Source organism: Dyella ginsengisoli, from assembly GCF_044904665.1.
GTDB classification, from domain to species: domain Bacteria; phylum Pseudomonadota; class Gammaproteobacteria; order Xanthomonadales; family Rhodanobacteraceae; genus Dyella_A; species Dyella_A ginsengisoli.
Window position 1 is genome coordinate 30826 of record NZ_JADIKM010000006.1, and the last position, 25087, is coordinate 55912.

The 25087-nt window shown below is 69.6% G+C and carries 23 protein-coding genes; 14 read left to right on the forward strand and 9 right to left on the reverse strand.

Going from position 1 to position 25087, the window contains the following annotated elements; genetic code table 11:
* The first annotated feature begins 15 nt into the window (after positions 1-15).
* Positions 16-768, forward strand: a complete 753-nt coding sequence (locus ISP17_RS17510; protein ID WP_404635467.1) for a polysaccharide deacetylase family protein — start codon at positions 16-18, stop codon at positions 766-768.
* Positions 765-1895: a glycosyltransferase family 4 protein gene (locus ISP17_RS17515; protein ID WP_404635469.1), complete on the forward strand. Its 1131-nt coding sequence runs from the start codon at positions 765-767 to the stop codon at positions 1893-1895. Before ISP17_RS17510 ends, ISP17_RS17515 begins: the two co-directional genes overlap by 4 nt.
* Here ISP17_RS17515 and ISP17_RS17520 read toward each other — a convergent pair.
* The 6 genes from ISP17_RS17520 to ISP17_RS17545 all read right to left on the reverse strand — a co-directional run bounded on the left by ISP17_RS17520 (position 1867) and on the right by ISP17_RS17545 (position 6818).
* The gene (locus tag ISP17_RS17520; RefSeq protein WP_404635471.1) at positions 1867-2649 is read right to left on the reverse strand and encodes a glycosyltransferase family 2 protein; all 783 of its coding nucleotides are present in this window, start codon (positions 2647-2649) and stop codon (positions 1867-1869) included. The genes ISP17_RS17515 and ISP17_RS17520 overlap by 29 nt on opposite strands.
* The gene (locus ISP17_RS17525; protein ID WP_404635473.1) at positions 2646-3911 is read right to left on the reverse strand and encodes an O-antigen ligase family protein; all 1266 of its coding nucleotides are present in this window, start codon (positions 3909-3911) and stop codon (positions 2646-2648) included. Before ISP17_RS17525 ends, ISP17_RS17520 begins: the two co-directional genes overlap by 4 nt.
* A 79-nt stretch (positions 3912-3990) precedes the next feature.
* On the reverse strand, positions 3991-5154 hold the full coding sequence (locus ISP17_RS17530; RefSeq protein ID WP_404636048.1) for a glycosyltransferase: 1164 nt from the start codon (positions 5152-5154) through the stop codon (positions 3991-3993).
* A 62-nt stretch (positions 5155-5216) separates the two neighbouring features.
* Positions 5217-5423, reverse strand: coding sequence for a zinc-finger domain-containing protein (locus ISP17_RS17535; RefSeq protein ID WP_404635475.1), 207 nt, complete (start codon positions 5421-5423; stop codon positions 5217-5219).
* Positions 5424-5576: 153 nt separating this feature from the next.
* Positions 5577-6161: a YceI family protein gene (locus ISP17_RS17540; protein WP_404635477.1), complete on the reverse strand. Its 585-nt coding sequence runs from the start codon at positions 6159-6161 to the stop codon at positions 5577-5579.
* Between the two features lie 63 nt (positions 6162-6224).
* Positions 6225-6818 carry a malonic semialdehyde reductase gene (locus ISP17_RS17545; RefSeq protein WP_404635479.1) on the reverse strand — a complete coding sequence of 198 codons (594 nt, stop codon included), beginning with the start codon at positions 6816-6818 and terminating at the stop codon, positions 6225-6227.
* Positions 6819-6937: 119 nt separating this feature from the next.
* Here ISP17_RS17545 and ISP17_RS17550 point away from each other — a divergent pair, with 119 nt between their 5' ends.
* Positions 6938-7906: a mitochondrial fission ELM1 family protein gene (locus ISP17_RS17550; protein WP_404635481.1), complete on the forward strand. Its 969-nt coding sequence runs from the start codon at positions 6938-6940 to the stop codon at positions 7904-7906.
* On the opposite strand, the gene glnE is transcribed toward ISP17_RS17550, so the two are convergent.
* Entirely contained in the window at positions 7897-10743 is a 2847-nt protein-coding gene (gene glnE, locus ISP17_RS17555) for a bifunctional [glutamate--ammonia ligase]-adenylyl-L-tyrosine phosphorylase/[glutamate--ammonia-ligase] adenylyltransferase (protein ID WP_404635483.1), read from the reverse strand. The genes ISP17_RS17550 and glnE overlap by 10 nt on opposite strands.
* 136 nt (positions 10744-10879) lie before the next feature.
* On the opposite strand from glnE, the gene ISP17_RS17560 reads away from it, so the two are divergent.
* Positions 10880-12781 (forward strand): LTA synthase family protein, encoded by a 1902-nt coding sequence (locus ISP17_RS17560; RefSeq protein WP_404635485.1) that lies wholly within the window; start codon positions 10880-10882, stop codon positions 12779-12781.
* A 262-nt stretch (positions 12782-13043) separates the two neighbouring features.
* Here the strand turns inward: ISP17_RS17560 and groL are convergent, their stop codons facing one another.
* Positions 13044-14693, reverse strand: coding sequence for a chaperonin GroEL (groL, locus tag ISP17_RS17565; protein WP_404635486.1), 1650 nt, complete (start codon positions 14691-14693; stop codon positions 13044-13046).
* Positions 14694-14822: 129 nt separating this feature from the next.
* Positions 14823-15116 carry a co-chaperone GroES gene (gene groES, locus ISP17_RS17570; protein WP_231321790.1) on the reverse strand — a complete coding sequence of 98 codons (294 nt, stop codon included), beginning with the start codon at positions 15114-15116 and terminating at the stop codon, positions 14823-14825.
* 225 nt (positions 15117-15341) lie between these two features.
* Here groES and cutA point away from each other — a divergent pair, with 225 nt between their 5' ends.
* From cutA to purH, 10 genes are all read left to right on the forward strand, one after another.
* Complete coding sequence (gene cutA / locus ISP17_RS17575; RefSeq protein ID WP_404635489.1) at positions 15342-15686, forward strand: divalent-cation tolerance protein CutA; 345 nt, start codon at positions 15342-15344, stop codon at positions 15684-15686.
* A 43-nt stretch (positions 15687-15729) separates the two neighbouring features.
* Positions 15730-17895, forward strand: coding sequence for a protein-disulfide reductase DsbD family protein (locus ISP17_RS17580; protein WP_404635491.1), 2166 nt, complete (start codon positions 15730-15732; stop codon positions 17893-17895).
* Complete coding sequence (locus ISP17_RS17585; RefSeq protein WP_404635493.1) at positions 17895-18434, forward strand: TlpA family protein disulfide reductase; 540 nt, start codon at positions 17895-17897, stop codon at positions 18432-18434. The genes ISP17_RS17580 and ISP17_RS17585 overlap by 1 nt, the downstream gene beginning before the upstream one ends.
* Before the next feature lie 150 nt (positions 18435-18584).
* On the forward strand, positions 18585-19046 hold the full coding sequence (aroQ, locus tag ISP17_RS17590; RefSeq protein ID WP_404635495.1) for a type II 3-dehydroquinate dehydratase: 462 nt from the start codon (positions 18585-18587) through the stop codon (positions 19044-19046).
* A gap of 69 nt (positions 19047-19115) precedes the next feature.
* Entirely contained in the window at positions 19116-19574 is a 459-nt protein-coding gene (gene accB / locus ISP17_RS17595) for an acetyl-CoA carboxylase biotin carboxyl carrier protein (RefSeq protein WP_404635497.1), read from the forward strand.
* A 19-nt stretch (positions 19575-19593) separates the two neighbouring features.
* Complete coding sequence (accC, locus tag ISP17_RS17600; protein ID WP_404635499.1) at positions 19594-20961, forward strand: acetyl-CoA carboxylase biotin carboxylase subunit; 1368 nt, start codon at positions 19594-19596, stop codon at positions 20959-20961.
* Positions 20962-21076: 115 nt separating this feature from the next.
* Positions 21077-21973, forward strand: a complete 897-nt coding sequence (gene prmA / locus ISP17_RS17605) for a 50S ribosomal protein L11 methyltransferase (RefSeq protein ID WP_404635501.1) — start codon at positions 21077-21079, stop codon at positions 21971-21973.
* Positions 21974-22053: 80 nt separating this feature from the next.
* Positions 22054-22890 (forward strand): zinc-ribbon and DUF3426 domain-containing protein, encoded by an 837-nt coding sequence (locus tag ISP17_RS17610; protein ID WP_404635503.1) that lies wholly within the window; start codon positions 22054-22056, stop codon positions 22888-22890.
* 156 nt (positions 22891-23046) lie between these two features.
* Positions 23047-23334 carry a helix-turn-helix domain-containing protein gene (locus tag ISP17_RS17615; protein WP_404635505.1) on the forward strand — a complete coding sequence of 96 codons (288 nt, stop codon included), beginning with the start codon at positions 23047-23049 and terminating at the stop codon, positions 23332-23334.
* Positions 23335-23468: 134 nt separating this feature from the next.
* Entirely contained in the window at positions 23469-25079 is a 1611-nt protein-coding gene (purH, locus tag ISP17_RS17620; RefSeq protein WP_404635507.1) for a bifunctional phosphoribosylaminoimidazolecarboxamide formyltransferase/IMP cyclohydrolase, read from the forward strand.
* Positions 25080-25087: the final 8 nt, after the last annotated feature.

Genomic DNA, 25087 nt, shown 5'->3' on the forward strand with positions numbered 1-25087 from the left:
TCACCGGGTCGCGTCATGATCAGCCAGCTCACCTCCGATCGGTCCGGCGTCGCCGTACCGATCCTGATGTATCACAACGTGGCGCGCGCACCGCGCCACCTGCAGGTATATCGCAGCCTTTACGTGGCGCCTGGCGCCTTCGCGCGTCAGCTCGCACTCCTTCGCCGTGCCGGCTATCGCGGGCTGTCGATGGCCGATGCCATGCCTTATCTCACCGGCGAACAGCGCGGGCGCGTCGTGGTGATCACGCTCGATGATGGCTACGTCGACAACCTGCAGCACGCGCTGCCCCTGCTGCGCGAGTACGGGTTCACCGCCACCTGCTACGCCGTCAGCGATGCGTTGGGCAGCCACAACCGCTGGGATGCCGCTCGGCTGGGGATCGACAAGCCGATCATGACCACCGGCCAGCTCCGCGGCTGGCAGGCCGCGGGCATGGAAGTGGGGGCGCACAGCCGGAGCCACCCGCGCCTGACCGGCTGCAGCGATGCCGCCCTGCGCGACGAGGTGCGCGGCAGCCGGCACGCGCTGGAAGACATCCTCGGCACGCCGGTTCGGCAGTTCTGCTACCCCTACGGGGATGTCGACGCGCGCGTGGCCGAGGCCGCCCGCGAAGCGGGTTACCTCGCCGCCACCACCACGCGCCGCGGACGTGCCCGGCCGGGCATGGACCTGTTCCAGCTGCCGCGGGTGCAGGTGGCGCGACATCACTGGCTGCTGCCGTTTGCCCTGCGCGCCTTTACCGGCTACGAGGATCGCCGGTCATGAAATTCCTGTTTGTCGGTACCCACCCGGAAAACACCGGAGCGGCCACGCATTTCGTGGCGCTTGCCCAAGGGCTGGTGGCGAACGGCCACGAGGTGGATGCCGTGCTGTGCCCCGATTCGCTGATCTGGCACGGCCTGGCCTACAGCGGCGTACGCCGCCATGCGGGACGATTCCGCAATGCGCTCGATCCGCGCGGCTATGCCGCCGTCCGGCGCGTCATCCGCGACGCGCAACCGGACTGGCTGGTCGGCAATTTCGGCAAGGAGTACTGGCCGCTGGTGTTGCTGGGTCGCACCCACGGCATCCCGGTCGCGCTGTTCCGCCACCGCACGCCGGCGATGAAGCGGTTCTCGGCGTTCTTCCTGCCGCGGCTCGCCCAGCGCTTCTTCGCGGTCTCCAGGCATGCGCGCGATGCATACTTGGCGAAGGGCGTGCCGCCCCATGCGGTGCAGGTGCTGTACAACCCGGTGAATACCGCGCTGTTCCGCCCCGACCCGGCTCGCGGCAGGGCCGTGCGATCGTCGCTCGGCATCCCGCAGGACGCCGTGGTGCTGGGCTACGCCGGTCGCATGCACGGGGGCAAGGGGATCTTTCCCTTGCTGGAGGCCGCGCAGCAGGCCATGCGCGCCGAGCCCAGGCTGCACTGCCTATGGGTCGGCGACGGTCCTGACGCCGCCGCGCTGCGTGCCGCCGCGTCAACCATGCCGGACACCGCCGCGCGCCATCACTTCACCGGCTGGAGTGACGACACGACCGGCTACTTCTCCAGCTTCTCGATGCTCGCCTTTCCCTCGGTCGCGACCGAGACGTTCGGCCGGGTCTCGATCGAGGCGCAGGCCTGCGGCATCCCGGTGCTGGCCAGCGACATCGGCGGCGTGCCGGAATCGCTGTCGCCCGGCGAGACGGGCCGCCTGCTGCCTCCGGGGAATGTGCCTGCCTGGCGCAATGCGATCCTCGACCTGTGCGACGAGCGGACCCGCGATCACATGAGCCAGCATGCGCGCAGCTTCGTGCAGCAGCACTTTTCCACCGATGTCATCGCCGCCCAGTTCGTGGCGCAACTGGATGCGGCGGCCCATCGGGCCGATTCCCCGGCGGTCAGTCGGATCGATTCGCCCGCGCGATGAGGCGTGCCTGCTCGCGCGCCTCGTGCAGCTTGGCGTACTTCAGGAAGGCGTAGAACGCGCCGGTGACGCTGGCGATGAAGCCCGCCCAGCCGTTGAGGAAGTAGCGCTTGCCGATGTACTGGCGCAGGAAGAACACCGGCGGGTAGAACACCATGCGCAGGCCGGTGAAACGCTGCCGCTTGCGCAGCTTGTAGGCCACCATGCCGGTCGTGTAGCGGTTGATCTTCTCCACGCGCGTGGCGATGTCGCTGTCGCCGTCGTTGACGAAGTCGGCCGCGCGCAGGGTTTTCACCGGGCCGTCCACTTCCACCGCGGCATGCACGTCCACGTCGTTCATGCGGCCACGACGGCGATCGAACAGGCGCAGGTGGCCGTTGCGCCAGCTGCGCCGGTGCTGCACGGTCCAGAACATCCGCTCGCGCCGCGGCAGCCGGAAGCCGGCGTGGCGCGGGTGCTGCAGCGCGCGCTCGATCACTTCGCGCGTGCCGGGAGAAAGGATTTCGTCGGCGTCGAGATTCAGCACCCAGTCGTGGCGCGCCATGTCGATCGCGCGCTGCTTCTGCGGGCCGTAGTCGTCGAACGGATGCACCGCCACGCGCGCGCCGTGGCGTTCGGCGATGGCGACGGTGGCGTCGGTGGAGCCCGAATCCAGCACCACGATCTCCTCGGCCCAGTCGACCTCGCGCAGGCAGGCGTCCAGCGTGTCGGCGTTGTTGTAGGTGATCACCACCACCGACAGCGGCTCACGCGTCACGCGCTCACCTCCTGGTCGGGCAACGCGCCCAGCGCGGCGCACCACAGGCCGAGCAGCCAGGCAAACAGCAGCCCCCACCATGCCGAATAGAACGCCAGGTGGGTGTTGAGCGGAAACAGCATCACGCCCAGCGCCACCGTCACCGGAAACGCCTGCGCCCGCGCGGCCGCACCCGCGCGGCGCCAGTAGCGCAGCGCTACCACCAGTGCAGCCAGCCACAGCGCCAGGCCGATCGCGCCGGTCTCGGTCAGCACCTCCAGCACGATCTGGTGCGCGTGGCAGGCGCCCTCGCCCGCGCCGCAGGATTCGCCCACCACGAAATGGTCGTTGGCCGGCGCGTACTGCGGGTATGCATAGCGGAAGCCGCGCACGCCCACGCCGTTGAACGGATGCGCGGCGGCCATGCGCAGGCTGGCATGCCAGATGTCGAGCCGGCCGCTGAGCGCCACGTCCACGCCCTGCTCGCTGCCGCCGAACGCCGCGACCGTACGCTCCATGCGCGCATGGAAGCGTAGCGAGGTCTGCCACGCGATCGCGCCGGCCAGCGCCAGCACCGCCGCGGCGCCTACGCCGAACAGCGCGAAGCGCCGGAACGAGCCCGCCTCGCGCCAGGCAAACGCCAGCACCACGAGGCCGTAGCACAGCCACGCCGCACGCGCGCCAGCGAGCAGCACCGGGCCGAGCAGCAGCACCGCGACCAACCACATGACGCGCGCGCCCCAGCGCTCGCGCGCGGCCCACAGCGCGAACGGCGACAGCACCGCCAGCGTCGGACCGAGCTTGAGATTGTCGGCGCCGAAGATGCCGGAGATGCGCTCGGCCTCGGCATGGCCGCCCAGGCTCCAGCCGGTCAGCGCCTGCACCCAGGCATCCAGCGCCCACAGTGCGATCACCGCGGCGACCGCGAAATACATCGTGCGCACGCGCGGCACCCGCCGCAGCGCAAAGCAGGCATACAGCCCCAGCGGCGCGAAGCGCAGCAATCCGGCCACGGTCGCCCAGCTCTTGCCGGGCGCCACCGCATCGAACGAGGAGATCAGCGCCGCGCCGACGTAGCCGGCCAGGATCAGCAGCAGGCAGCGCGCCCCCTCGTGCTGCTGTAACGCGTGCGGAAAGCGCAGGAACAGCATGACGGTGCCGAACAGGCACAGCGCGGTGCCCAGCTCGGCGCTGCGGCCGAACGGCAGCAGCGCCACCACCAGCCAGAAGGGAAGCAGCGGCGACCGCAGGGCGGCGCGGAGGGAAACGGAGAGCGAGGACATGCACGGACCAGCGCAAAGGTGACCGGCATTGTAGGCGAGCCGGCGCCCCGTCGCGGGACCGTCCCACGGCCAGGCTCGATCAGTCGGTCGGCTGCGCCACCAACTCCTCGTACAACGCCAGCGTGGCCTGCTGCATGTCGGCCAGGCGGTAGCTCTGCAGCATCGGGATCGGCGGCGCCACGCGCAGCAGTTCGGCGGCGCGCTCCACCAGCTTTTCGCGATCGCCCAGCGGCACGCGGCCGGCCGGATACAGTTCGGCCAGCAGCTCGCCCACGCCGCCGTGGGCGTAGCCCAGCACCGGCCGGCACAACGACAGCGCCTCGACCACCGTGCGGCCGAACGCCTCCGGCTTGTTCGACAGCTGCAGGATCAGCGCGGAGACGGCGTAGATATCGCGCACGTCGTCGCGCGGCGGCGACAGCACCACCTGCGACTGCAGCCCGCGCTGGCGGATCAGCTCGCGCAGCTCCTCGGCGTACGCCTCGCGCCCCGGCTCCAGCACGCCGAGCAACAGCAGCCGCGTGCCGACGCCACGATCGCGCAGGTCGGCGACCAGTTCGATCGCGTCGTGATGACCCTTCAGCCGCGTGCCGCGCGCCGGCAAGGTGAGCAACGGCGCGCCGGCCAGCTGCGGAAACTGGGCGAAGAAGGCCTTCTGCCAGGCGTCATCGGGGCGGTGGCCGTAGGGAAACGCGTCCGGATCGATGCCGCGCGGAATCACCCGCACGCGCGAGGGTTCCAGCCAGCGGTAATGCCCGAGCACATAGGCGCGCACCGTCTGCGAGACGGCGATCACCCGCTCGCCGCGCAGCATCACCGCGCTGTAGCGCCCGGGCGAGTTGAGCCCGTGCACCGTGGTGACGAAATGCGGCTTGCGCGCCAGCCCGCGGATGGCCCAGCGGCCCATCCACGCAGGCATGCGCGAGCGCGCGTGCACGATGTCCGGATCGATCGCCTTCAGCGCCCGGCGCAGCGCGCCGATGCGGCCCAGCGTGCCGAGCGACTTGCGGCCAATATCCAGCGTGACGTGCTCGCTGCCCTCGGCCTGCAGGCGCTCGGTGAGCCGACCGCCGGCGGAAATCACCACCGAGCGGTGGCCGGCGGCCACCAGGGCGCGACCGATCTCCAGCGCCGATCGCTCGGCACCGCCGGAATGCATCGCCGGAATCAGCTGAACCACGGTCAGCGACCGGACGGCGCGGGTGACGGCAGCGGACATGGTCTCTGACATGAAGGCCTTCATCCCTGGAGGCAAGCAGTGATCGTGCCGAACGCGCGGTCCGGCGCCGGATTCACCGCGCCGGTTCAGTCGCGCAGGACGTAATGCGCGCCGCAGTAGGGACAGGTGGACTCTCCGCCGTCGTCGACGATGGGCAGATACACCTTCGGATGGGAGTTCCACAGCGCCATGCCCGGCATCGGACAGGACAGCGGCAGGTCGCTGTGCGTCACTTCGTACCGATTTTGGGCATTTGCCAGGATCGGCGTCACCGCGGAAGAGGGGCGCGACATGGGGGGCTCCGGACAGGAAAGTCGAGCCGTCAATGGTAGCAGCCCGCCGGGCGATCGAAGGCCTGCGCCGGGTCCGGCCGCATGGGCGGCCGCCAAAAAAGAGCGGCCGCGCCGGTCACGGCGCGACCGCTTCGAGAACGTAACGGCAGCGGCTTACTTGGCCTTGCCGGCCTCGGCCTCGGTGGTGATGCGGATCTGCACTTCGTCGCTCACGTTCGGCACGTAGGCGCCCACGCCGAAATCCGAGCGTTTGATCGTGCCGGTGGCGTCGAAACCGACCGCCGGTACCTTCAGCATCGGCTGCATGCCGGCCTTGTTGAGCGTGGCGTCGAGCACCACCGCCTTGGTCACGCCGTGCACGGTGAGGTCACCGGTGACCTTGAACTTGTTGTTGCCCAGCGGCTCGACCCGGGTGCTCTTGAAGGTGACCACCGGGTACTTGTCGGCGTCGAAGAAGTCGGGCTTCTTCAGGTGCTCGTCGAGCGCGCTGACGTGGGTGTCGAGGTTGGCCAGCGGCAGAGTCACTTCCACGCTGGACTTGGCCGGATTGGCCTCGTCATACACCAGGGTGCCCGCGCTGATGCCGAGGTTGGCGGTGGGGTTGGAGAAGCCGAAGTGGTTCCAGCTAAACAGCACCATCGTGTGGGCGGGATCGAGCTTGTAGGTGACCGGCGCGGCCTGGGCGGCGAAGCTGGCACCGAGCAGGGCGGCGAGGGCGAGGACTTTCATGGCGCGCATGGATGGACTCCTGGTGAGGGGTGAACCGGCGCGCGGCGCCGGGCGGATCGGAAGATCGGGCAATCAGGCAATCGTGCAGGCTTCGTCAAACGACAGCCGCGGGCTGCGCGGGAACAGATCACGGCTGGCATCGCCGTAGCCGATGTTGATCAGGAAGTTGGACTTGATCGCCGTGCCGGCGAAGAACGCCGCATCCACGCCGGCGTTGTCGAAGCCGGACATCGGGCCGCAATCCAGGCCCAGCGCGCGCGCCGCCAGGATCACGTAGGCGCCCTGCAGCGTGGCATTGCGGAAGGCGGTGGTGTCGATCAAGGGCTGGTTGCCGGCGAACCAGCTCTTCGCATCGACGTGCGGAAACAGCTGCGGCAGCTTGTCGTGGAAGGCGTGGTCGTTGGCGACGATCGCCGTCACCGGCGCGGCCATGGTCTTGGCGCGATTGCCGTCGGACATCAGCGGCGCCAGCTTCGCCTTGGCCTCGGGCGACTTCACGAACACCAACCGCATCGGCGAGCTGTTGGCGCTGGTCGGGCCGAACTTCACCAGCTCGTAAAGCTGGTGCAGCTGGGCGTCGCTCACCTCTTTCGGCAACCATGCGTTGAAGGTGCGGGCGTTGCGGAACAGCTGATCGAGGGCGGTATCGGAAAGCATCTCGCTCATGGGTATCCTTCGGTTGGCGCAGCAAGAGACCAGTGTACGTGCGTCGCTGCGCCAACAGGACCCCGCCCGGTGGAACGAACTGTGCAGATTCCAGAAACAATCGCCGCGATCGCGCCCGCATGCTGAGGGCCGCCGGCGAGTGCTGGGCGATCACCGACGAGGCCGCCGGCAACCAGCGCCAGGCGCTGGCGCTGGCGGGCGCGCTGGGCCTGCCGGTGCGGCACCTGGTGCTGGAGCCGCGCGCGCCGTGGTCGTGGTTCGCACCGCGCCTGCTGGCCGGTGGACGGCTGGCGTTGCCGGCGGCGCAGCGCGAACTTTTCGCGCCGCCGTGGCCGCGCGTGGCGGTCGGCTGCGGCCGGGCCGCGGCACTGTTCACCCGCCTGCTGCGACCGCTCTCCGACGGCGCCTGCCACACGGTGCAGATCCTCGATCCGCGCATCGATCCGACGCACTGGGACACCGTGATTGCCCCGCGCCACGATGGCTTGCACGGTGCGAACGTGCTCACGCCGCTGGGCTCGCTGCATCCGATCGACGATGCCTGGCTGGCCGATGCGCGCCAGGCGTTTCCCCAGCTTGGCGAACTGCCGCAGCCGCGCGTGGGCGTGCTGCTGGGCGGGCCGCGCAAGGGCATTGCGCTCGATGTGCGCTACGCCGAGACGCTGAGCCAGCGGCTGCGCGCGCTCTACCAGCGCGACGGCGGCAGCATGCTGGTGGTCGCCTCGCGCCGCACGCCCGCCGCACTCGCGGAAATGCTGCGCAGCCAGCTGGACGAGCTGCCCGGCCTGTTCTGGCGCGACGCCGCGGACGGTGCCAATCCCTACCCCGGCGTGCTGGGCTGGGCCGACCGGCTGGTGGTCACAGCCGACTCGGTGAACATGCTCAGCGAAGCCTGCGGCGTCGGCTGCCCGGTGGAGACCGTGGTCACCGCGCCGCTGCCGTCGCGCATCGCGCGTTTTCATCAGGCGTTGCACGAAGCAGGCTATCTGGCTGACGGCGGCGATCCAACGGCACCGCTGCGCGAAACGGCACTGCTGGCCGCACAGGTGCGGGCACGGATGAAGGCCGGCGGCGACGCTCAACCGTAAAAGTCGAACCCCAGTGCGACGGTGACTTCGTGCACCGCGGCGGCGAGCGAGGCCAGCGCGGCGTCGCGGGCGTCGATGCGCGAACGCAGGTCCAGCGTGCAGGTGAGCGCACGCTGCAGCAGCTCCGCATGCACGCGAGTGAACGCATCGGCCTGCGCCGCGTCGAGCAGGCCGGCCTCACGGCAGGCCTCGATCAAGCCGGCATTGCCGGTGACCTCGAGCAGCGCTGGATGCCTCGCCGCCGTGGCCAGCACCAGCCCCTGCAGCGCGAATTCGATGTCGAGCAGGCCGCCCTGGCCCTGCTTGAGGTCGAAGCGCGCATCGTCGGAACGATCGCGCTCGGCGCGCCAGCGTCGGCGCATGCTGGAGACTTCCGCCAGCACCGCCGTGCGTTCGCGCGGCGCGCCGAGGATCTCTCGCCGCAGCGCCGCCAGCTCCCCATGCAGCGCCGGATCGCCGGCCACCGCGCGCGCGCGCAGCAGTGCCTGGTGTTCCCACGTCCAGGCGCGACCGCGCTGGTACGCGGCGAAGGCGTCGAAGCTCGATACCAGCAGCCCCTTGGAGCCGTCCGGACGCAGCCGCGTGTCCACTTCGTACAGACGGCCGGCGCGGGTGAGCACGGTGAGCCAGTTCATCACGCGCTGCGCCAGGCGCTGGTACCAGCGCGAGCCTTCCAGCGGGCGCGCGCCGTCGCTCATCGCGGCGGCGCGGCGGCTGTCGTAGACGAACACCAGGTCCAGGTCCGACGCAAAGCCCAGCTCCTCGCCGCCCAGGCTGCCGTAGCCGAGCACCGCGAAGCCGGAGCCTTCGCCGGGCAGCCGGCCGTGCTGTACGGCCAGCTCGCGCTCGGCCAGCGCGGTGACCGCCACCACCACCGACTCGGCCAGCGCCGCGAGCCGGCGCGCGGTCGACACCGCATCGGCGCGGCCGTCGTTGAACGCCAGCCCCAGCCGGAACGCCACGCTGGCCTTGAACTCGTTGATGCGTTCGAGCTCGGCCTCCGCCTCGCGCTCGTCCAGCGTACCCAGCACGCGGGTGATCTCGGCGCTGATGTCGGCGCGCTTGAACGGCAGCTGGTCGATGCGCGGGTCGAGCACGTCATCCAGCAGCAGCGGCTGGGCGATCACCCGCTCGGCCAGGAAGGCGCGGTCGGCGAACAGCCGCGCGAGGCGACGGCGCGCCGCCGGCTGCTCCTCCAGCAACGCAAGATAAGAAGACCGGCGCGCCACCGACTGCACCAGCTGGCACAGGCGCAACAGGCAGGCCACCGGCGCGGCGGTCTGGCGCGCGGCGATCAGCACCTGCGGCATCAGCCGGTCCAGCCGCTCGCGCGAACCGGGCGACATGGCACGCACGTTGGCCGCTTGCGGCAGCTTGAGCAGCGCATCGGCCACCGCGTCACCGGGCACAAAGCCGGAGGCCTCCAGCTCCGCGGCCTCGATCGTGCCCGCGCAGGCCGCCTGCCACAGCGCGGTATCGGCCACCGGCACGCTGGCGGCGCGGCCGCCCTGGGGCATCAGCACGGCGGCGAATTCCTCGCTGACCACCGCGCGATGGCGCGCCAGCTCGGCCTCCAGCGCCGGCCAGTCGGGATGATCCAGACCGCGCGCGATGCGTTCGCGGCTGAGCGCGTCCTCGGGGATGTCGTGGGTCTGAGCGTCGCGCAGCATCTGCACGCGGTTCTCCGCCCGGCGCAGGCAGACGTAGGCCTCGCGCAATGCACGGGCGCGGGCCGCGGGGATATGCCCGCGCGCCTCGCAGGCGGTGAGCGCCGGAAGCAGGCCGCGCACGCGCAGCGAGGGCTCGCGGCCGCCGCGGATCAGCTGGGTGAGCTGCACGATGAACTCGATCTCGCGAATGCCGCCGGGACCGAGCTTGAGGTTGTCGGCCAGATCCTTGCGGGCGACTTCCGCGTCGATCAGCGCCTTCATCTCGCGCAGACCGGCGAAGGCGGTGTAGTCGAGGTACTTGCGGTAGACGAACGGGCGCAGCAGCTCCTGCAGTTGCTTGCCGGCTGCCCGATCGCCGGCCACCGGGCGCGCCTTGATCCAGGCGTAGCGCTCCCAGTCGCGACCCTCGCTCTGGTAGTACTGCTCCATCGCGGCGAACGGCAGCGCGAGGCGGCCGGCGCTGCCGAACGGGCGCAGGCGCAGGTCGACCCGCGCGCAGATGCCGTCCAGCGTCGGCTCGTTCAGCAATCGCACCAGCTGGCGCACCAGCCGCACGAAGTATTCGCTGTTGTCCAGGCTGCGCGCGCCGTCGCTCTGGCCGGACTGCGGGTAGGCCAGCACCAGGTCGATGTCGGAGGAGAAATTCAGCTCGCTGCCGCCGAGCTTGCCGAAGCCGACCACCACCAGCCGCTGCGCGCTGCCGTCCGCACCGCGCGGGTGGCCGTAGCGGGCCGCGAGCTGGCGTTCGCACCAGGCCAGCGCCTGTTCCAGCAGCACTTCGTACAGCACGCTGGTGTCGGACAAGGTGGCCGGCAGGTCGTCCAGGCCGTTGACGTCGCGGAACACCAGTCGCAACGCCTCCGCACGGCGAAACCGACGAAGCAGCGCCAGCGTCTGCGGCTCGTCCTCGGGCAGGCGCAGGGCCTCGGCACGCGAGGCGGCATCGGCGGGCGAACGCAGCCGCTCCAGCCCGGCCGGCCCGAGCAGCTGCGGCTGGCTGCGCCACACCTCGAAGGCGAAATCGCTGGCCAGCAGGGTGCGCCGAATCCGCTCGGCCACGCCAGCGTCGTCCTGCACCGCCACGCCAGCGGCGCGGCAGGCGGCGGTGAGCTGGGCGTAGCGGTCATCGATCAGGGCGCGCAGCGTGGGCGATTCGGGCGTGGTCATCCCGGCATTGTGCCGCAGGCGGCACGGCGCAGCAGTCGCCGGCACGGCCCATGCGAGCGGCGAAATCGCCCCCATGAAAGGTTCATGTCCGGGCAATTACTCTCGCGTGTCTGTTCCGTGACAACCACAGGACGCCATGGCCGTTGCCCTCTCCGCCTCCAGCAAATCGCGCCGCCCCTGGCAGGGCGCGCTGGTGCTCGCCCTGATGGCGCTCGCCTTCGTGCTGCTCACCGGGCTGATCGACGGTGGCGTCGGCGTGGCGCCGCGGCGGCTGTTCGACCAGCCGGTGTACGTGCTGGCCAACGCGCTGCCCGGGTTGTTGCTGGCCGGCGCCCTGCTGGCCTTCACCCGCCGGGCGATGCTCTCGTTCGGGCTGGCGCTGGCGGCGGAGGGCACAGTGTATGCCGTCAACTATCTCAAGATAGCCAATCTCGGCACGCCGCTGATTCCCGCCGATTTCCACATGATCGGCCAGCTCAACAAGGGCGGCACCCACGTGCTGGGCGCCTATCTGCCGCACAGCCCGTGGCCTTATCTGGCGATGCTCGCGGTGATCGCCCTGGTCATCGTGCTGTGGCGTCGCGAACCGCGCCTGCTCCCGCAGAGCCCGCGCGCGCCGCGGGTGCTGGCCGGCACGGCATCGCTGGCCCTGCTGGTAACGCTGATCGCCGGCGCGACGCCGTGGACGCGGCTCTACAACGGCCGCACGCTGTGGCTGGAGCCGTGGTCGGCCACCTCCACCGCCACCCACTCCGGGCTGCTCAGCTCGCTGATGATATATCGCCTGCAGTACGGGCACGGCGCCCGCAAGCCCGACACGGCCGCGGCGCGCGAACTACTCGGCCGCGCCGACGAGGCGTTGCGGCAGCAGGCGGTCGCCGGCGCCACGGCCAGCGAGGGCCTGCCCGACATCGTGGTGGTGCAGAGCGAGTCGTTCTTCGACCCGCGCATCCTCAACGGCTACCAGGGCTCGCAGATCACGCCGAACCTGGACCGACTGGCCAGGCACGGCACCAGCGGGGCGCTGCACGTGCCGACGTTCGGCGGCGGCACCATCCGTACCGAGTTCGAGGTGCTGACCGGGCTGTCGCTGCGCTATTTCCCGGACCTGCAGTTCCCCTACCTGCAGCTCAACGCGAAGGTGGTGCCCGGCCTAGTGCGCACGCTGCGTTCGAACGGCTACGAGACGGTGGCGATCCACGGCAACGATCCGTCGTTCTGGAACCGCACCAGCGCGTTCAAGGCAATCGGCTTCGACCGTTTCGTCTCGCAGTCGGCCTTTCCTGCCGGCGCCGCCAATGACGGCCAGTACATGGCCGATCGCGGCATGACCGACGAGATCCTCACCCAACTCAAGGACAGCGGTCCGCCGCAGTTCCTGTTCGCCATCAGCATCGAGGCGCACGGTCCGTACGACACCATTCCGGCCGACACCGCCGAGCGCGACGCGATGCCGGTACCGCCAGGCATCACCGGCAAGGACAAGCTGGAGCTGCAGAATTACCTCTATCACATCCATCACGCCGACCAGGAACTGGGGCGTCTTGCCGACGTGCTCGCCAGGCGCGAGCGCCCGACCCTGCTGCTGTTCTACGGCGATCACCTGCCCGCGCTCAGCAACGCCTTCCAGACCGCCGGCTTCGTCGACGGCGGCACCATGCTGAGCGAACCGGGCACGTGGCTGCTGGTCGATCCGCGCAAGGCCGCCAAGCCGCAGCGCACGGCCGTGGCCTCATGGATGCTGCCCGGCCTGCTGCTGCAGAGCGCCGGTATCCGCGACGACAGCTACTTTGCCCTCACCCGGCTGGTCGGCCCGGAACTGGCCGCGCTGACCCGCGCTCCCGATGCCGACACCACGGGCGAAGATGCCCAGGTCGCCCGCACCGATCGCGACATGGCCAGCGTCGCCCAGCTGCGCCTGGATGGAAAGCTGGATGCACTGCTGCCGCCGGACACCCGTGCGATGGCGCATCAGGCGGCCGCCCGCGAGCCGGCGCTAGAAACCGATGCTCACCTCGGCGCCGGCGCCTCGCACTGAGCCGGAGCACGCGGCGGCGGCCGCCTATCCCACTCGCGAAATAGCCACGTCCCACATCCGGGACGTCGACCCACGCCCTGTGGCTCGACCGGTGACGACGGCCGCAGGGAGCACACATCGTCCCGATCGCCGAGCGTGAAAGCGAGGCGCTTGCAGGCAGCCGCCGTGACGTCATCGGCGCCGTTTCGTCAGCGAGCCGGACAAAGAAAAACCCCGCCGAAGCGGGGTTTTTCGTGGGTGCAGCGCAGCGGTGCGGCGGGACTTAGAAGTCCATGCCACCCATGCCGCCCATGCCACCGCCCATGCCGCCGGCGGCGCCGTGGCCTTCGTCCTTCTTCGGCACTTCCACCACCATCGCCTCGGTGGTGATCGCCAGGCCGGCGACCGAGGAAGCGTGCTGCAGGGCCGAGCGGGTCACCTTGGTCGGATCCAGGATGCCCATCTCCACCATGTCGCCGTACTCGCCAGTGGCGGCGTTGTAGCCGAAGTTGCCGGTGCCTTCCTTGACCTTGTTCAGCACCACCGACGGCTCTTCACCGGCGTTGGCGACGATGGCGCGCAGCGGAGCCTCGAGCGCGCGACGCGTGATCGCGATGCCCAGATCCTGCTCGTGGTTGTCGCCCTTCAGGCCTTCGACCGCCTTCAGCGCGCGGATCAGCGCCACGCCACCGCCCGGCACCACGCCCTCTTCGACGGCTGCGCGCGTGGCGTGCAGGGCGTCTTCGACGCGGGCCTTCTTTTCCTTCATCTCGATCTCGGTACCGGCACCGACCTTGATCACCGCCACGCCGCCGGCCAGCTTGGCCACGCGCTCCTGCAGCTTCTCGCGGTCGTAGTCGGAGGAGGTCTCCTCGATCTGCGCCTTGATCTGGCCGATGCGCGACTGGATGCGCTCCGCCTCACCGGCACCGTCGATGATGGTGGTGTTTTCCTTGGTGATCACCACGCGCTTGGCACGGCCCAGATCGTTGATCGTGGCCTTCTCCAGCGACAGGCCCACTTCCTCGGAAATGACCTGGCCGTTGGTGAGGATCGCGATGTCTTCCAGGATCGCCTTGCGACGGTCACCGAAGCCCGGCGCCTTCACGGCGGCGACCTTGACGATGCCGCGGATGGTGTTGACCACCAGCGTGGCCAGCGCCTCGCCTTCCACTTCCTCGGCGACGATCACCAGCGGCTTGCCGGCCTTGGCGACGGCCTCGAGCACGGGCAGCAGCTCGCGCACGTTGGAGACCTTCTTGTCGTGGATGAGGATGAACGGGTCGTCCATCTCCACCTGCTGGCTCTGCTGGTTGTTGATGAAGTACGGCGACAGGTAGCCGCGATCGAACTGCATGCCCTCGACCACGTCGAGCTCGTTCTCCAGGCCCGAGCCTTCCTCGACGGTGATCACGCCTTCCTTGCCGACCTTCTTCATCGCGGTGGCGATGATGTCGCCGATGTTGGAGTCGCTGTTGGCCGAGATGGTGCCGACCTGGGCGATCGCCTTGTCGTCGGCGGTCGGCCGGGACAGCTTCTTCAGCTCGGCAACGGCGGCGATCACCGCCTTGTCGATGCCGCGCTTGAGGTCCATCGGGTTGATGCCGGCGGCCACGGCCTTGAGGCCTTCCTGGATGAACGCCTGCGCCAGCACGGTGGCGGTGGTGGTGCCGTCACCGGCCACGTCGGAGGTCTTGGAAGCGGCTTCCTTGACGATCTGCGCGCCGATGTTCTCGTACTTGTCGGCCAGCTCGATCTCCTTGGCGACGGACACGCCGTCCTTGGTGATCGTGGGGGCGCCGAAGCTCTTCTCGAGCACGACGTTGCGGCCCTTGGGACCCAGGGTGACCTTGACCGCGTTGGCCAGGGTGTTCACGCCCTTGAGGATGCGCGAGCGGGCGTCTTCGCCGAAGCGGACTTCTTTAGCTGCCATGATTTTTTTGCCTCAAAAAAATTGAATAGGAATGGACTTTGTCGCGAGGTGCTGCAGAAGGAGCCGAAGGCGACTGGCGTGCGCGCTTTTGATCCGCGCTCAGCCGGTCAGCCCGGAGCTCCAGCCAACTCACCCCTCGATCACGGCCACGATGTCGTCTTCCTTCAGGAAGACCAGCTCTTCGCCGTCGATCTTGATTTCCTGGCCGGCGTACTTGCCGAACAGCACGGTGTCGCCTTCCTTCAGCGACATCGGGCGGACGTTGCCGTCTTCCAGGATGCGGCCGGTACCGGCGGCGATCACCTTGCCGCGGGTCGGCTTCTCGGTGGCGCTGTCGGGGATCACGATGCCGCCGGCGGAGACGCGCTCCTCTTCCAGGCGCTTGACGATGACTCGATCGTGCAGCGGACGCAGTTTGCTCATGGGTGGCTCCAGCTCATGGATGGTTGACGAAAATTGGTCCCGGACCGGCGCATTGTTAGCACTCACGGTCGGTGAGTGCCAATTTTAGCGCCGCACCACGCCTGTGCAAGCGTTCGGTGGGGGTGCCTGCGAAGTTGGGCCGTAACCCTCGGTTATCAAGAGCGAATCGAGGCCACGGGAAGGCCGGGCTTGCTAGGCTGCCCGCTCCCCACCGGTTCCGCCACCATGCCCGATGACATCCTGGTCTGCCTGAGCACCTGCCCCGATACCGCCACGGCCCAGGAGATCGCCGGCGCGCTGGTGGAGGAATCGCTCGCCGCCTGCGTCAACCAGCTCCCGGGCGTGCGCTCCACCTACCGCTGGCAGGGTGCCGTGCACACCGACGAGGAGGTGCTGCTGGTGATCAAGACCACCGCCGGCCGCTTCGAGGCATTGAAGGAGCGCCTGCTCGCCCTGCATCCGTACGAGCTGCCGGAGCTGGTGGTGCTGTCCGTCACCGACGGCCACGCGCCCTACCTCGACTGGGTGCGCGCGCACGCCGCGGCACCGGTCGGCACCCCTCGGCCATAATGACGATCTGCCCGCCCCCACGGGCCCTGCGCCTGGAGTCGTGATGCTCTCTCTGCCTTCCGGACGGTTCGCCGCCCGCCTGCTGCTCACCCTTGCCGGGCTTCTGGCCGGCGTGCCGGCATCCGCCCAATCCACCCAGGACCTGCTGCCCGTCACCGAGGCGTACAAGCTCAGCGCCGACGCCAGCCAGCCGGGCGTGCTCAAGCTGCACTGGACGATCGCGCCGGACTACTACCTCTACCGCGGTCGCATGAAGTTCACCGGTGGCGACGGCGTCACCCTGGGCGAGGCGCAGCTGCCGGACGGAGAGAAGCATCACGACGAATACCTTGGCGACGTGGAGACCTACCACCACGGCATCGATGCGCAGATCCCCTACACGGTGGCCGCCGGCACCGCGCGCCTGACCCTGTCCGTGCAGTACCAGGGTTGCCACGAGGTCGATCCGAAGATCTGCTACCCGCCGCATACCGAGAAGCTGGACCTGGCGCTGCCGGCCGGCGCCGGCGCGGCAAGCGCCCCGGCACAGGGCTTTGGTGCGGCACTGCGGGCCATCGACGCCGGCCATGCACTGGGCGCGGGTTCGGCGGCGCTGCCGGCGGAGCAGGCTTTCCGCGTCGAGGCGCTGGCTACCGCACCGGATCGCCTGCTGCTGCGCTGGACGATGGCCAAGGGCTATTACCTCTACCGCGACCAGACCGCGCTGAGCGTGCCCGATGCGCCCGCGCTGAAGCTGGTGCCGGCCTGGCCGGCCGGCACCGCGCACCAGGACGAGCACTTCGGCCAGGTCACCGTGTACTTCGACCAGGTGGAGGTGCCGGTGGGCATTGCCGGCGACCTGCAGGGCCGCCGCCAGCTCACCGTGCAGGCCGCCTTCCAGGGCTGCCAGGACGGCGGCATCTGCTATCCGGTGATGACCCGCTCGCTGCAGGTGGAACTGCCGGCAGCCGCTGCTAACGGCGCGGCAGCGGCGACGAAAGACGACGCCATCGCCGCGCCGGAGACCGGCCTGCTGCTCGCGCTGCTGCTGGCCTTCGGCGGCGGCCTGATCCTCAACCTGATGCCCTGCGTGCTGCCGGTACTGTCGATCAAGGCGGTCAGCGTGCTGGAAAGCGGCGAGAGCCCGGCGCGCGCGCGACGCCACGCCCTGCTCTACACGGCCGGCGTGCTCAGCAGCTTCGCGGTGGTCGGCGGGGTGATCGTCGGCCTGCGCTCGGCCGGCCACGCGCTGGGTTGGGGCGCGCAGCTGCAGCAGCCGCTGGTGGTGGCGGTGCTGGCCTGCGTGATGTTCGCGGTGGGGCTGTCGATGTCCGGCGTGGTGCAGTTCGGCGCCTCGCTGGGCAATACCGGCGCCGCGCTGGCCAATCGCTCGGGTCCGGCCGGCGACTTCTTTACCGGCGTGCTGGCGGTGGTGGTGGCCAGCCCGTGCACGGCGCCGTTCATGGGCAGCGCACTGGCCTACGCCTTTGCCGCGCCGATCGCCGCGGCGCTGGCGGTGTTCCTGATGCTGGGCATCGGCCTGGCGCTGCCGTTCCTGCTGGTGGGCTTCGTGCCGGCGCTGGCGCGGCGGCTACCGCGACCGGGGCGCTGGATGGAGACGCTCAAGCAGGTGCTGGCGTTCCCGATGTACCTCACCGCGGTGTGGCTGGCCTGGGTGCTGGCGCACCAGCGCGGCGCCGACGCGATCGGCCTGCTGCTGGTGGCGATGGTGGCGCTGGCGATGGCGCTGTGGTGGTTCGAGCGCAGCCGCAGCCGCGGTGCCTTCAGCCGCGCACTGGTGCTGGTGCTGGCCGTGCTCGTGGCGGTGCCGCTGTATTACCTGAGCCAGGTGCCGGCGCCGACCCGGGCCGCAGCGACCGTCGAGGGCGTGGTCGCCTACACCCCGCAGAAGCTGGCCGAGCTGCGCCAGGCCGGCACGCCGGTGTTCGTCGACATGACCGCCGACTGGTGCGTGACCTGCAAGGCCAACGAGCACGCCGTGCTCGACACCGACGCCTTCCGCGCCCTGCTGACGAAGACCGGCGCGGTCTACATGAAGGGTGACTGGACCGACGTGAACCCCACCATCGCCGCCTTCCTGCAGCAATACCACTCGCCCGGCGTGCCGCTGTACGTGGTGTTCCCCAAGGGCGGCGGCGAAGGCAGGCAACTGCCGACCGTGCTCACGCGCGGCATCGTCGAGCGTGCCCTCACCGAGGCCAGCCGCTGATGTTCAACCGCTCGACCTGGATGATCCTGCTGGTGGCCACCCTGGCCGCCGCGCTCGGCGGCTGGCTGCAGCATCGCAGCCGCCTCGTCCACGTGCCGGCCGGCGTGACGGTGGCGAGCATCGGCGCGGTGGCACCCGATGTACCGCTGACCGGATTGGACGGCCGCACGCACCGGCTCGCCGACTACCGCGGCCACCGCGTGCTGCTGAACTTCTGGGCCAGCTGGTGCGGCCCGTGCCTGGACGAGATGCCGGCGCTGGATCGCGCAGCCCGCGCCCATCCGGACACCACGCTGCTGGGCATCGCGATGGACGAACCGGCCCGCGTGCAGGCCTTCCTCGCTGCCCATCCGGTGCATTACCAGGTGCTGCTGGGACAGCTCAATTCGCCCAGTACGTCCCTGCAGCTGGGTGATACCGCGGAGATCCTTCCCTACAGCGCGCTGCTCGACGCGAACGGCCGGCTGCTCGCCACCCATCGCGGACCTCTGGACGCCGCCACCCTCGATCGCTGGCTGTCTGGCGGCCCGGTGGATTGAGCGCGCGGACCGACCACATACGTCCGCGCACGGTTTAACGGGGACTTCTCCGGCAAACATCGCCGATCTGCGGCGAACTGGACAAGCCACGGCGGGGCTAGCACACTGCACCGCTTCCGGACCCGTCCGGCCTCCCGCGAAGGCAGTCGCATGGCGAAGATCCTGGCCCTGCATGGCCCCAACCTCAATCTGCTGGGTGTGCGCGAGCCGGACATCTACGGCCGCGAGACGCTGGCCGACATCAATGCCGCGCTGGCCGAGCAGGCGCAGGCCGCGGGTCACGAGCTGGGCTGGTACCAGTCCAACGCCGAGCACGAGCTGATCGGCCGCATCCACCAGGCGCGCGACGACCAGACCGCGCTGATCGTGTTCAACCCCGGCGCATTCACCCACACCAGCATCGCCCTGCGCGACGCGCTGGCCGCGGTGGCGATTCCGTTCATTGAAGTACACCTGTCCAACGTGCACGCCCGCGAGCCGTTTCGGCGCCACTCGTACCTGGCGGACATCGCCGTGGGCGTGATCGGCGGTTTCGGCAGCGACAGCTACCGGCTGGCGCTGGACGCGGCGATCCGCCGCCTCGCCCGCGCCGACGCCCAACCCGTCCGCTAGCCGGCACCGCGCCGGCTCGCATCCTTTCCAGCCGCCTGCGGGCGGTAACCCTGCAAGAAGGTTTGTCCCATGGACCTGCGCAAGATCAAGAAACTCATCGACCTCCTCGAGGAGTCCAACCTCGCCGAGCTGGAGATCAAGGAAGGCGAGGAAGTGGTCCGCCTGTCGCGCGTGCCCAAGGGCGGCGTGGCAGTGGCCGCGGCACCCGCGCCGGTGGCTGTGGCTGCGGCACCCGTGGCCGCCGCACCGGCCGCGCCCGTCGCCGAGGCGCCGGCCGCCGATGCACTGCCGGCCGGACACGTGGTGAAGGCGCCGATGGTCGGCACCTTCTACGCCTCCTCCACGCCGGGCGCGCCGGCCTTCGTCAAGGTCGGCCAGCAGGTCAAGGCGGGCGAGACGCTGGGCATCATCGAGGCGATGAAGATGTTCAACCAGATCGAGGCCGACGTGGCTGGCACGGTGAAGGCCATCCTGGTCGAGAACGGCCAGCCGGTGGAATTCGACCAGCCCATGTTCGTCATTGCCTGATCCGGCGGAACACATTCCCATGCTAGAAAAAGTCGTCATTGCCAACCGCGGCGAGATCGCGCTGCGCGTGCTGCGCGCCTGCCACAGCCTTGGCATCAAGACGGTCGCGGTGCATTCCACCGCCGACCGCAACCTCAAGCACGTGGGCCTGGCCGACGAGGCGATCTGCATCGGCCCGGCGCCTTCGGTCGACAGCTACCTCAACATCCCGCGCATCATCGCGGCGGCCGAGATCACCGACGCCCAGGCGATCCATCCGGGCTACGGCTTCCTCTCCGAGCGCGCGGATTTCGCCGAACAGGTCGAGCAGTCCGGCTTCATCTTCATCGGTCCCACCGCCGACGTGATCCGCCTGATGGGCGACAAGGTCCAGGCGATCAAGGCGATGAAGGCCGCCGGCGTGCCCTGCGTGCCCGGTTCCGGCGGCCCGCTGGGCGAGGATGTGGACACCAACATCAAGATCGCCCGCGAGATCGGCTACCCGGTGATCATCAAGGCCGCCGGCGGCGGCGGCGGGCGCGGCATGCGCGTGGTGCGCACCGAGGCCCACCTGGGCAACGCCATCACCATGACCAAGCAGGAGGCCAAGGCGGCCTTCGGCAACGACATGGTGTACATGGAGAAATTCCTGGAGAACCCGCGCCACGTAGAGATCCAGGTGCTGGCCGACGGCCAGGGCAACGCGATCCACCTGGGCGAGCGCGACTGCTCCATGCAGCGCCGCCACCAGAAGGTGGTGGAGGAAGCGCCGGCGCCCGGCATCACGCCGGAGCTGCGCGCGCAGATCGGCAAGGTCTGCGTCGACGCCTGCATCCGCATCGGCTATCGCGGCGCCGGCACGTTCGAGTTCCTGTTCGAGAACGGTCGCTTCTACTTCATCGAGATGAACACCCGCATCCAGGTCGAGCACCCGGTGACCGAGTGGATCACCGGCGTCGACCTGGTGCGCGAGCAGCTCCTGATTGCCGGCGGCGAGAAGCTGTCGATCCGCCAAGAGGACATCAAGATCACCGGCCACGCCATCGAGTGCCGCATCAACGCCGAGGACCCGGACAACTTCCTGCCCTCGCCCGGCACGGTGAAGCGCTTCGAGGCGCCCGGCGGCCCCGGCGTGCGCGTGGACACCCACCTGTACGACGGCTACCGCATCCCGCCGAACTACGACTCGATGATCGGCAAGCTGATCGTGCACGGTCCGGACCGCGCCACCGCCATCGCGCGCATGCGCCTGGCGCTGGCCGAGACGGTGATCGAGGGCGTCAAGTGCAACATCCCGCTGCAGCAGCGGATCATGGCCGACGTCGGCTTCCAGCAGGGCGGCCAGAACATCCACTATCTGGAAAAGCGCATGGCCGAGCAGAAGGGCCATCCGCCCGCGGATCACTGATCCCGTCGCGGTCAGCGGAAAGCTCGGAGGCAGGCGCGAACGCCCTGCCTCTTTTTCTTCCCCGCCGTCCCGCATTTCTCTCACTCCTCACTTCTCTTCGCTCACTCCTCGCCCTATGCCCTTTCTCGAACTCTCCCTCACCGTCCGCGCCGAGCAGCAGCCCAGCGTGGAAGACGCACTGGAAGAACTCGGCGCGCTCTCCATCACCCTGCGCGACGCAGATGCGGAAACGCCCGACGAACAGGCGATCTTCGAGCCCGGCGTGGGCGAGCTGCCGCTGTGGCCGACGATCACGCTCAACGCGCTGTTCGATGCCGACGCCGACCGTCGCGGCCTGACCGAGGCACTGAGCGACCTGCTGCCGTGGCTGGAGCCGGCGCAGCTGGCCTTCGTGCACGTGGAGGATCAGGACTGGGAGCGCGCGTGGATGGACCAGTTCCAGCCGATGGCGTTCGGCCGACGGCTGTGGATCTATCCGTGGAACATCGAGCCGCCGGCCGACGATGCGCTGGTGGTGGTGCGGCTGGATCCCGGCCTGGCCTTCGGCAGCGGCACCCACCCCACCACCGCGCTGTGCCTGGAGTGGCTGGATTCGCTGGACCTCGCCGGCAAGTCGGTGACCGACTTCGGCTGCGGCTCGGGCATCCTCGCCATCGCCGCCCTCAAGCTCGGCGCGAAGAGCGCGGTGGGCGTGGACAACGACCCGCAGGCGCTCACCGCCTCGATCGACAACGCCGAGCGCAACGCCGTGGCCGACCGATTGGCAGTGTTCCTGCCGCAGGATTTCGACGGCGCCCCCGCCGACGTGTTCGTCGCCAACATCCTCGCCGGTCCGCTCGGCGAGCTGGCGCCCACCTTCGCCGCCGCGGCCAAGCCCGGCGCGCCGTTCGCCATCTCCGGCATCCTCGACGGCCAGCAGGACGAACTGCTCGCGCGCTACGGCGAATGGTTCGACAATCTGCGCGTGGACAAGCGCGAGGACTGGGTGCGCATCAGCGGCCGCCGGCGCTGAATCGCCGATTCCACGCGCGCCGTCGATGATTTGTCGACGGCCCTGCACTAGGCTGGCGGCCTCCTGCCGAGCGGTTTCGCATGTACACCCAGTGCCCTGACTGCCTCACCGTGTTCTCGCTCGACGCCGACGCGCTCGCGCCGGCGGGCGGCCACGTGCAGTGCGGCCACTGCGACGCGGTGTTCGACGCGCTGGGCTGCCTCGCGTCGCAGCTGCCACCCGAACCGTTTACCCGACTGGCTGCCGCCGTCGCTCCCGGTCCCGCGCCGCGGCTGGAGCTCGCGGTCTACCGCCCGCGCCCGGAACCGGTCACCGCCGCGGTGGTCGGCGGCACCTCGTCGAATGACGCGGATGGGGGTGACTTCAGCCGGCTGGTGTTCACGCCCCGCTTCGCGCGGGCGAAAGGCAAGTCGGCACGCCGCGCTCGTGCGGGACGCGAGCGTAGCGGCGAACGACGCTGGCCGTGGGTGCTGGTCTGCCTCGCGCTCACCGTGCTGCTCGGGGCCCAGGTGGCCTGGGCGCAGCGCAATCCGCTGCTCGCCGACCCGGTCACCGGCCGCTGGCTGCGCGAAGCCTGCGCCATGCTCGGCTGCCGCCTGCCACTGGTGCCCAGCGTCGGCCAGCTGCACCTGATCGCGCGCGACGTGGAGGCGCATCCGAGCGTGCGCGGCGCGCTGATGATCAGCGCCACGCTGCGCAACGATGCGCCGTTCGCCCAGCCCTACCCGGTGGTCAGCCTGGTGCTGGCCGACGCCCAGGGCCACCGCGTGGCGATGCGCCGCCTGCGCCCATCCGAGTACCTGGATGACAACGAAAGCCTGCACGCCGGCATGGCGCCCGGCGCGGTGACCGCGCTGGTGCTTGAAGTGGAAGACCCGGGCAGGAAGGCCGTGGCTTTCGAGTTCGGCTTCGAATAGTCAAGCGCCGTGCGCACTTAATTTTATGGGACGGCGAGGGTACACTCGGCCCTTTCGCGCATCCGGTCATCCAGCCTGCGATGCACGCCGCCGACGCGGCAAACGCCATAACCAACGCGGTGACCCATGCAGTCGCCGTCTCAGGACGTGAGGGATATGTCAGTGAACGCCGTCAGACTGCCTGTCCACGAGGCCGGCCGGGAGTCCTCGTCGCAGAGCGCGCTGAGCGAATGCGTCAGCCGTACCGTGCGCCGCTACCTGGCCGACATCGGCGATACCGAGTGCAGCGAAGGCCTGCACGCGCTGGTGATCCGCGAAGTGGAAGGCCCGCTGCTGCGCGAGGTGATGGCGTTCCACGAAGGCAACCAGAGCCGCGCCGCCACGGCGCTGGGCATCAACCGCGCCACGCTGCGCAAGAAGCTGTCCCAGCACGGCATGCTCTGACCCGCCACGGCGGCCGCACGGGATCGACGACAAAGGCCCGCGAGGGCCTTTTTCATTTGGCCGTCCAGACGTCCACCGGCCGAGGCCGTGCCGCTGGGCTATAATCGTCGGCTCCCGAAGCCCTGGAAGCCGCCATGTCCGCCCCCGCCGTCACGCCCGTCCGCCGCGCCCTGCTCAGCGTCTCCGACAAGACCGGGCTGCTCGAACTGGGCCGCCGCCTCGCCGCGGCTGGCGTGCAGCTGCTCTCCACCGGCGGCAGCGCCAAGGCGCTGCGCGAGGCGGGTGTCGCGGTGACGGATGTGAGCGACGTCACCGGCTTTCCCGAGATCATGGACGGCCGCGTCAAGACGCTGCACCCGAAGGTGCACGGCGGCCTGCTCGGCCGGCGCGGCACCGACGACGCGGTGATGGCCGAACTCGGCATCGCGCCGATCGACCTCCTGGTGCTCAACCTGTACCCGTTCGAGGCCACGGTGGCCAAGCCGGACTGCACGCTGGAGCAGGCGATCGAGAACATCGACATCGGCGGCCCGGCGATGCTGCGCTCGGCGGCGAAGAACTGGAACGACGTCGGTGTGCTCACCGACCCGGCGCAGTACGACGAGGCGCTCGCCGAGATCGAGCAGCACGGCGGCCTGACCCGCGCCACCCGCTTCAAGCTGTCGGTCGCCGCGTTCAACAACGTGGCCAACTACGACGGCGCGATCAGCGACTACCTCTCCGGCCTCAAGCTGGACGACGCGCACGAGGCGATCGCCGGCCACGAGGCGTTCCCGGCGCAGAGCAACGGCCGCTTCGTCAAGGTGATGGACCTGCGCTACGGCGAGAACCCGCACCAGAGCGCCGCGTTCTACCGCGATCTGTATCCGCACGCCGGCACGCTGGCCACGTTCAAGCAGCTGCAGGGCAAGGAACTGTCGTTCAACAACATCGCCGATGCCGACGCCGCGTGGGAATGCGTGCGCAGCTTCACCAAGCCGGCCTGCGTGATCGTCAAGCACGCCAACCCCTGCGGCGTGGCGGTGAGCCTGGACGGCATCGGCAAGGCGTACGACCTGGCCTACCAGACCGACCCGACCTCGGCCTTCGGCGGCATCATCGCGTTCAACCGCGAGTGCGACGGCGCCACCGCGCAAGCCATCGTGGCGCGCCAGTTCGTCGAGGTGGTATTGGCGCCGTCCTACAGCGACGAGGCGCTCAAGGCCTTCGCCAAGAAGGGCAACGTGCGCGTGCTGGAAATCCCGGTGCCGCCGGGCACCGATCTGGTCGCCGCGCATCCGGGCAACAACGTCAAGCGGGTCGGTTCGGGCCTGCTGATCCAGACCGCCGACACCGGCATGGTCAAGGCCGAGGACCTCAAGGTCGTCACTCAGGTGGCGCCGACGCCGCAGCAGATCGACGACCTGATCTTCGCCTGGAAGGTAGCCAAGTTCGTCAAGTCGAACGCCATCGTCTACGCGAAGCATCGCCAGACCATCGGCATCGGCGCCGGCCAGATGAGCCGCGTGTACAGCGCGAAGATCGCCGGCATCAAGGCCGCCGACGAGAAGCTCGAAGTGCGCGGCTCGGTGATGGCATCCGATGCGTTCTTCCCGTTCCGCGACGGCATCGATGCGGCCGCCGCCGCCGGCATCAGCGCGGTGATCCAGCCCGGTGGCTCGATGCGCGACGCCGAGGTGATCGCTGCCGCCGACGAGCACGGCATGGCGATGGTGTTCACCGGCATGCGCCACTTCCGCCACTGATCGCCGCG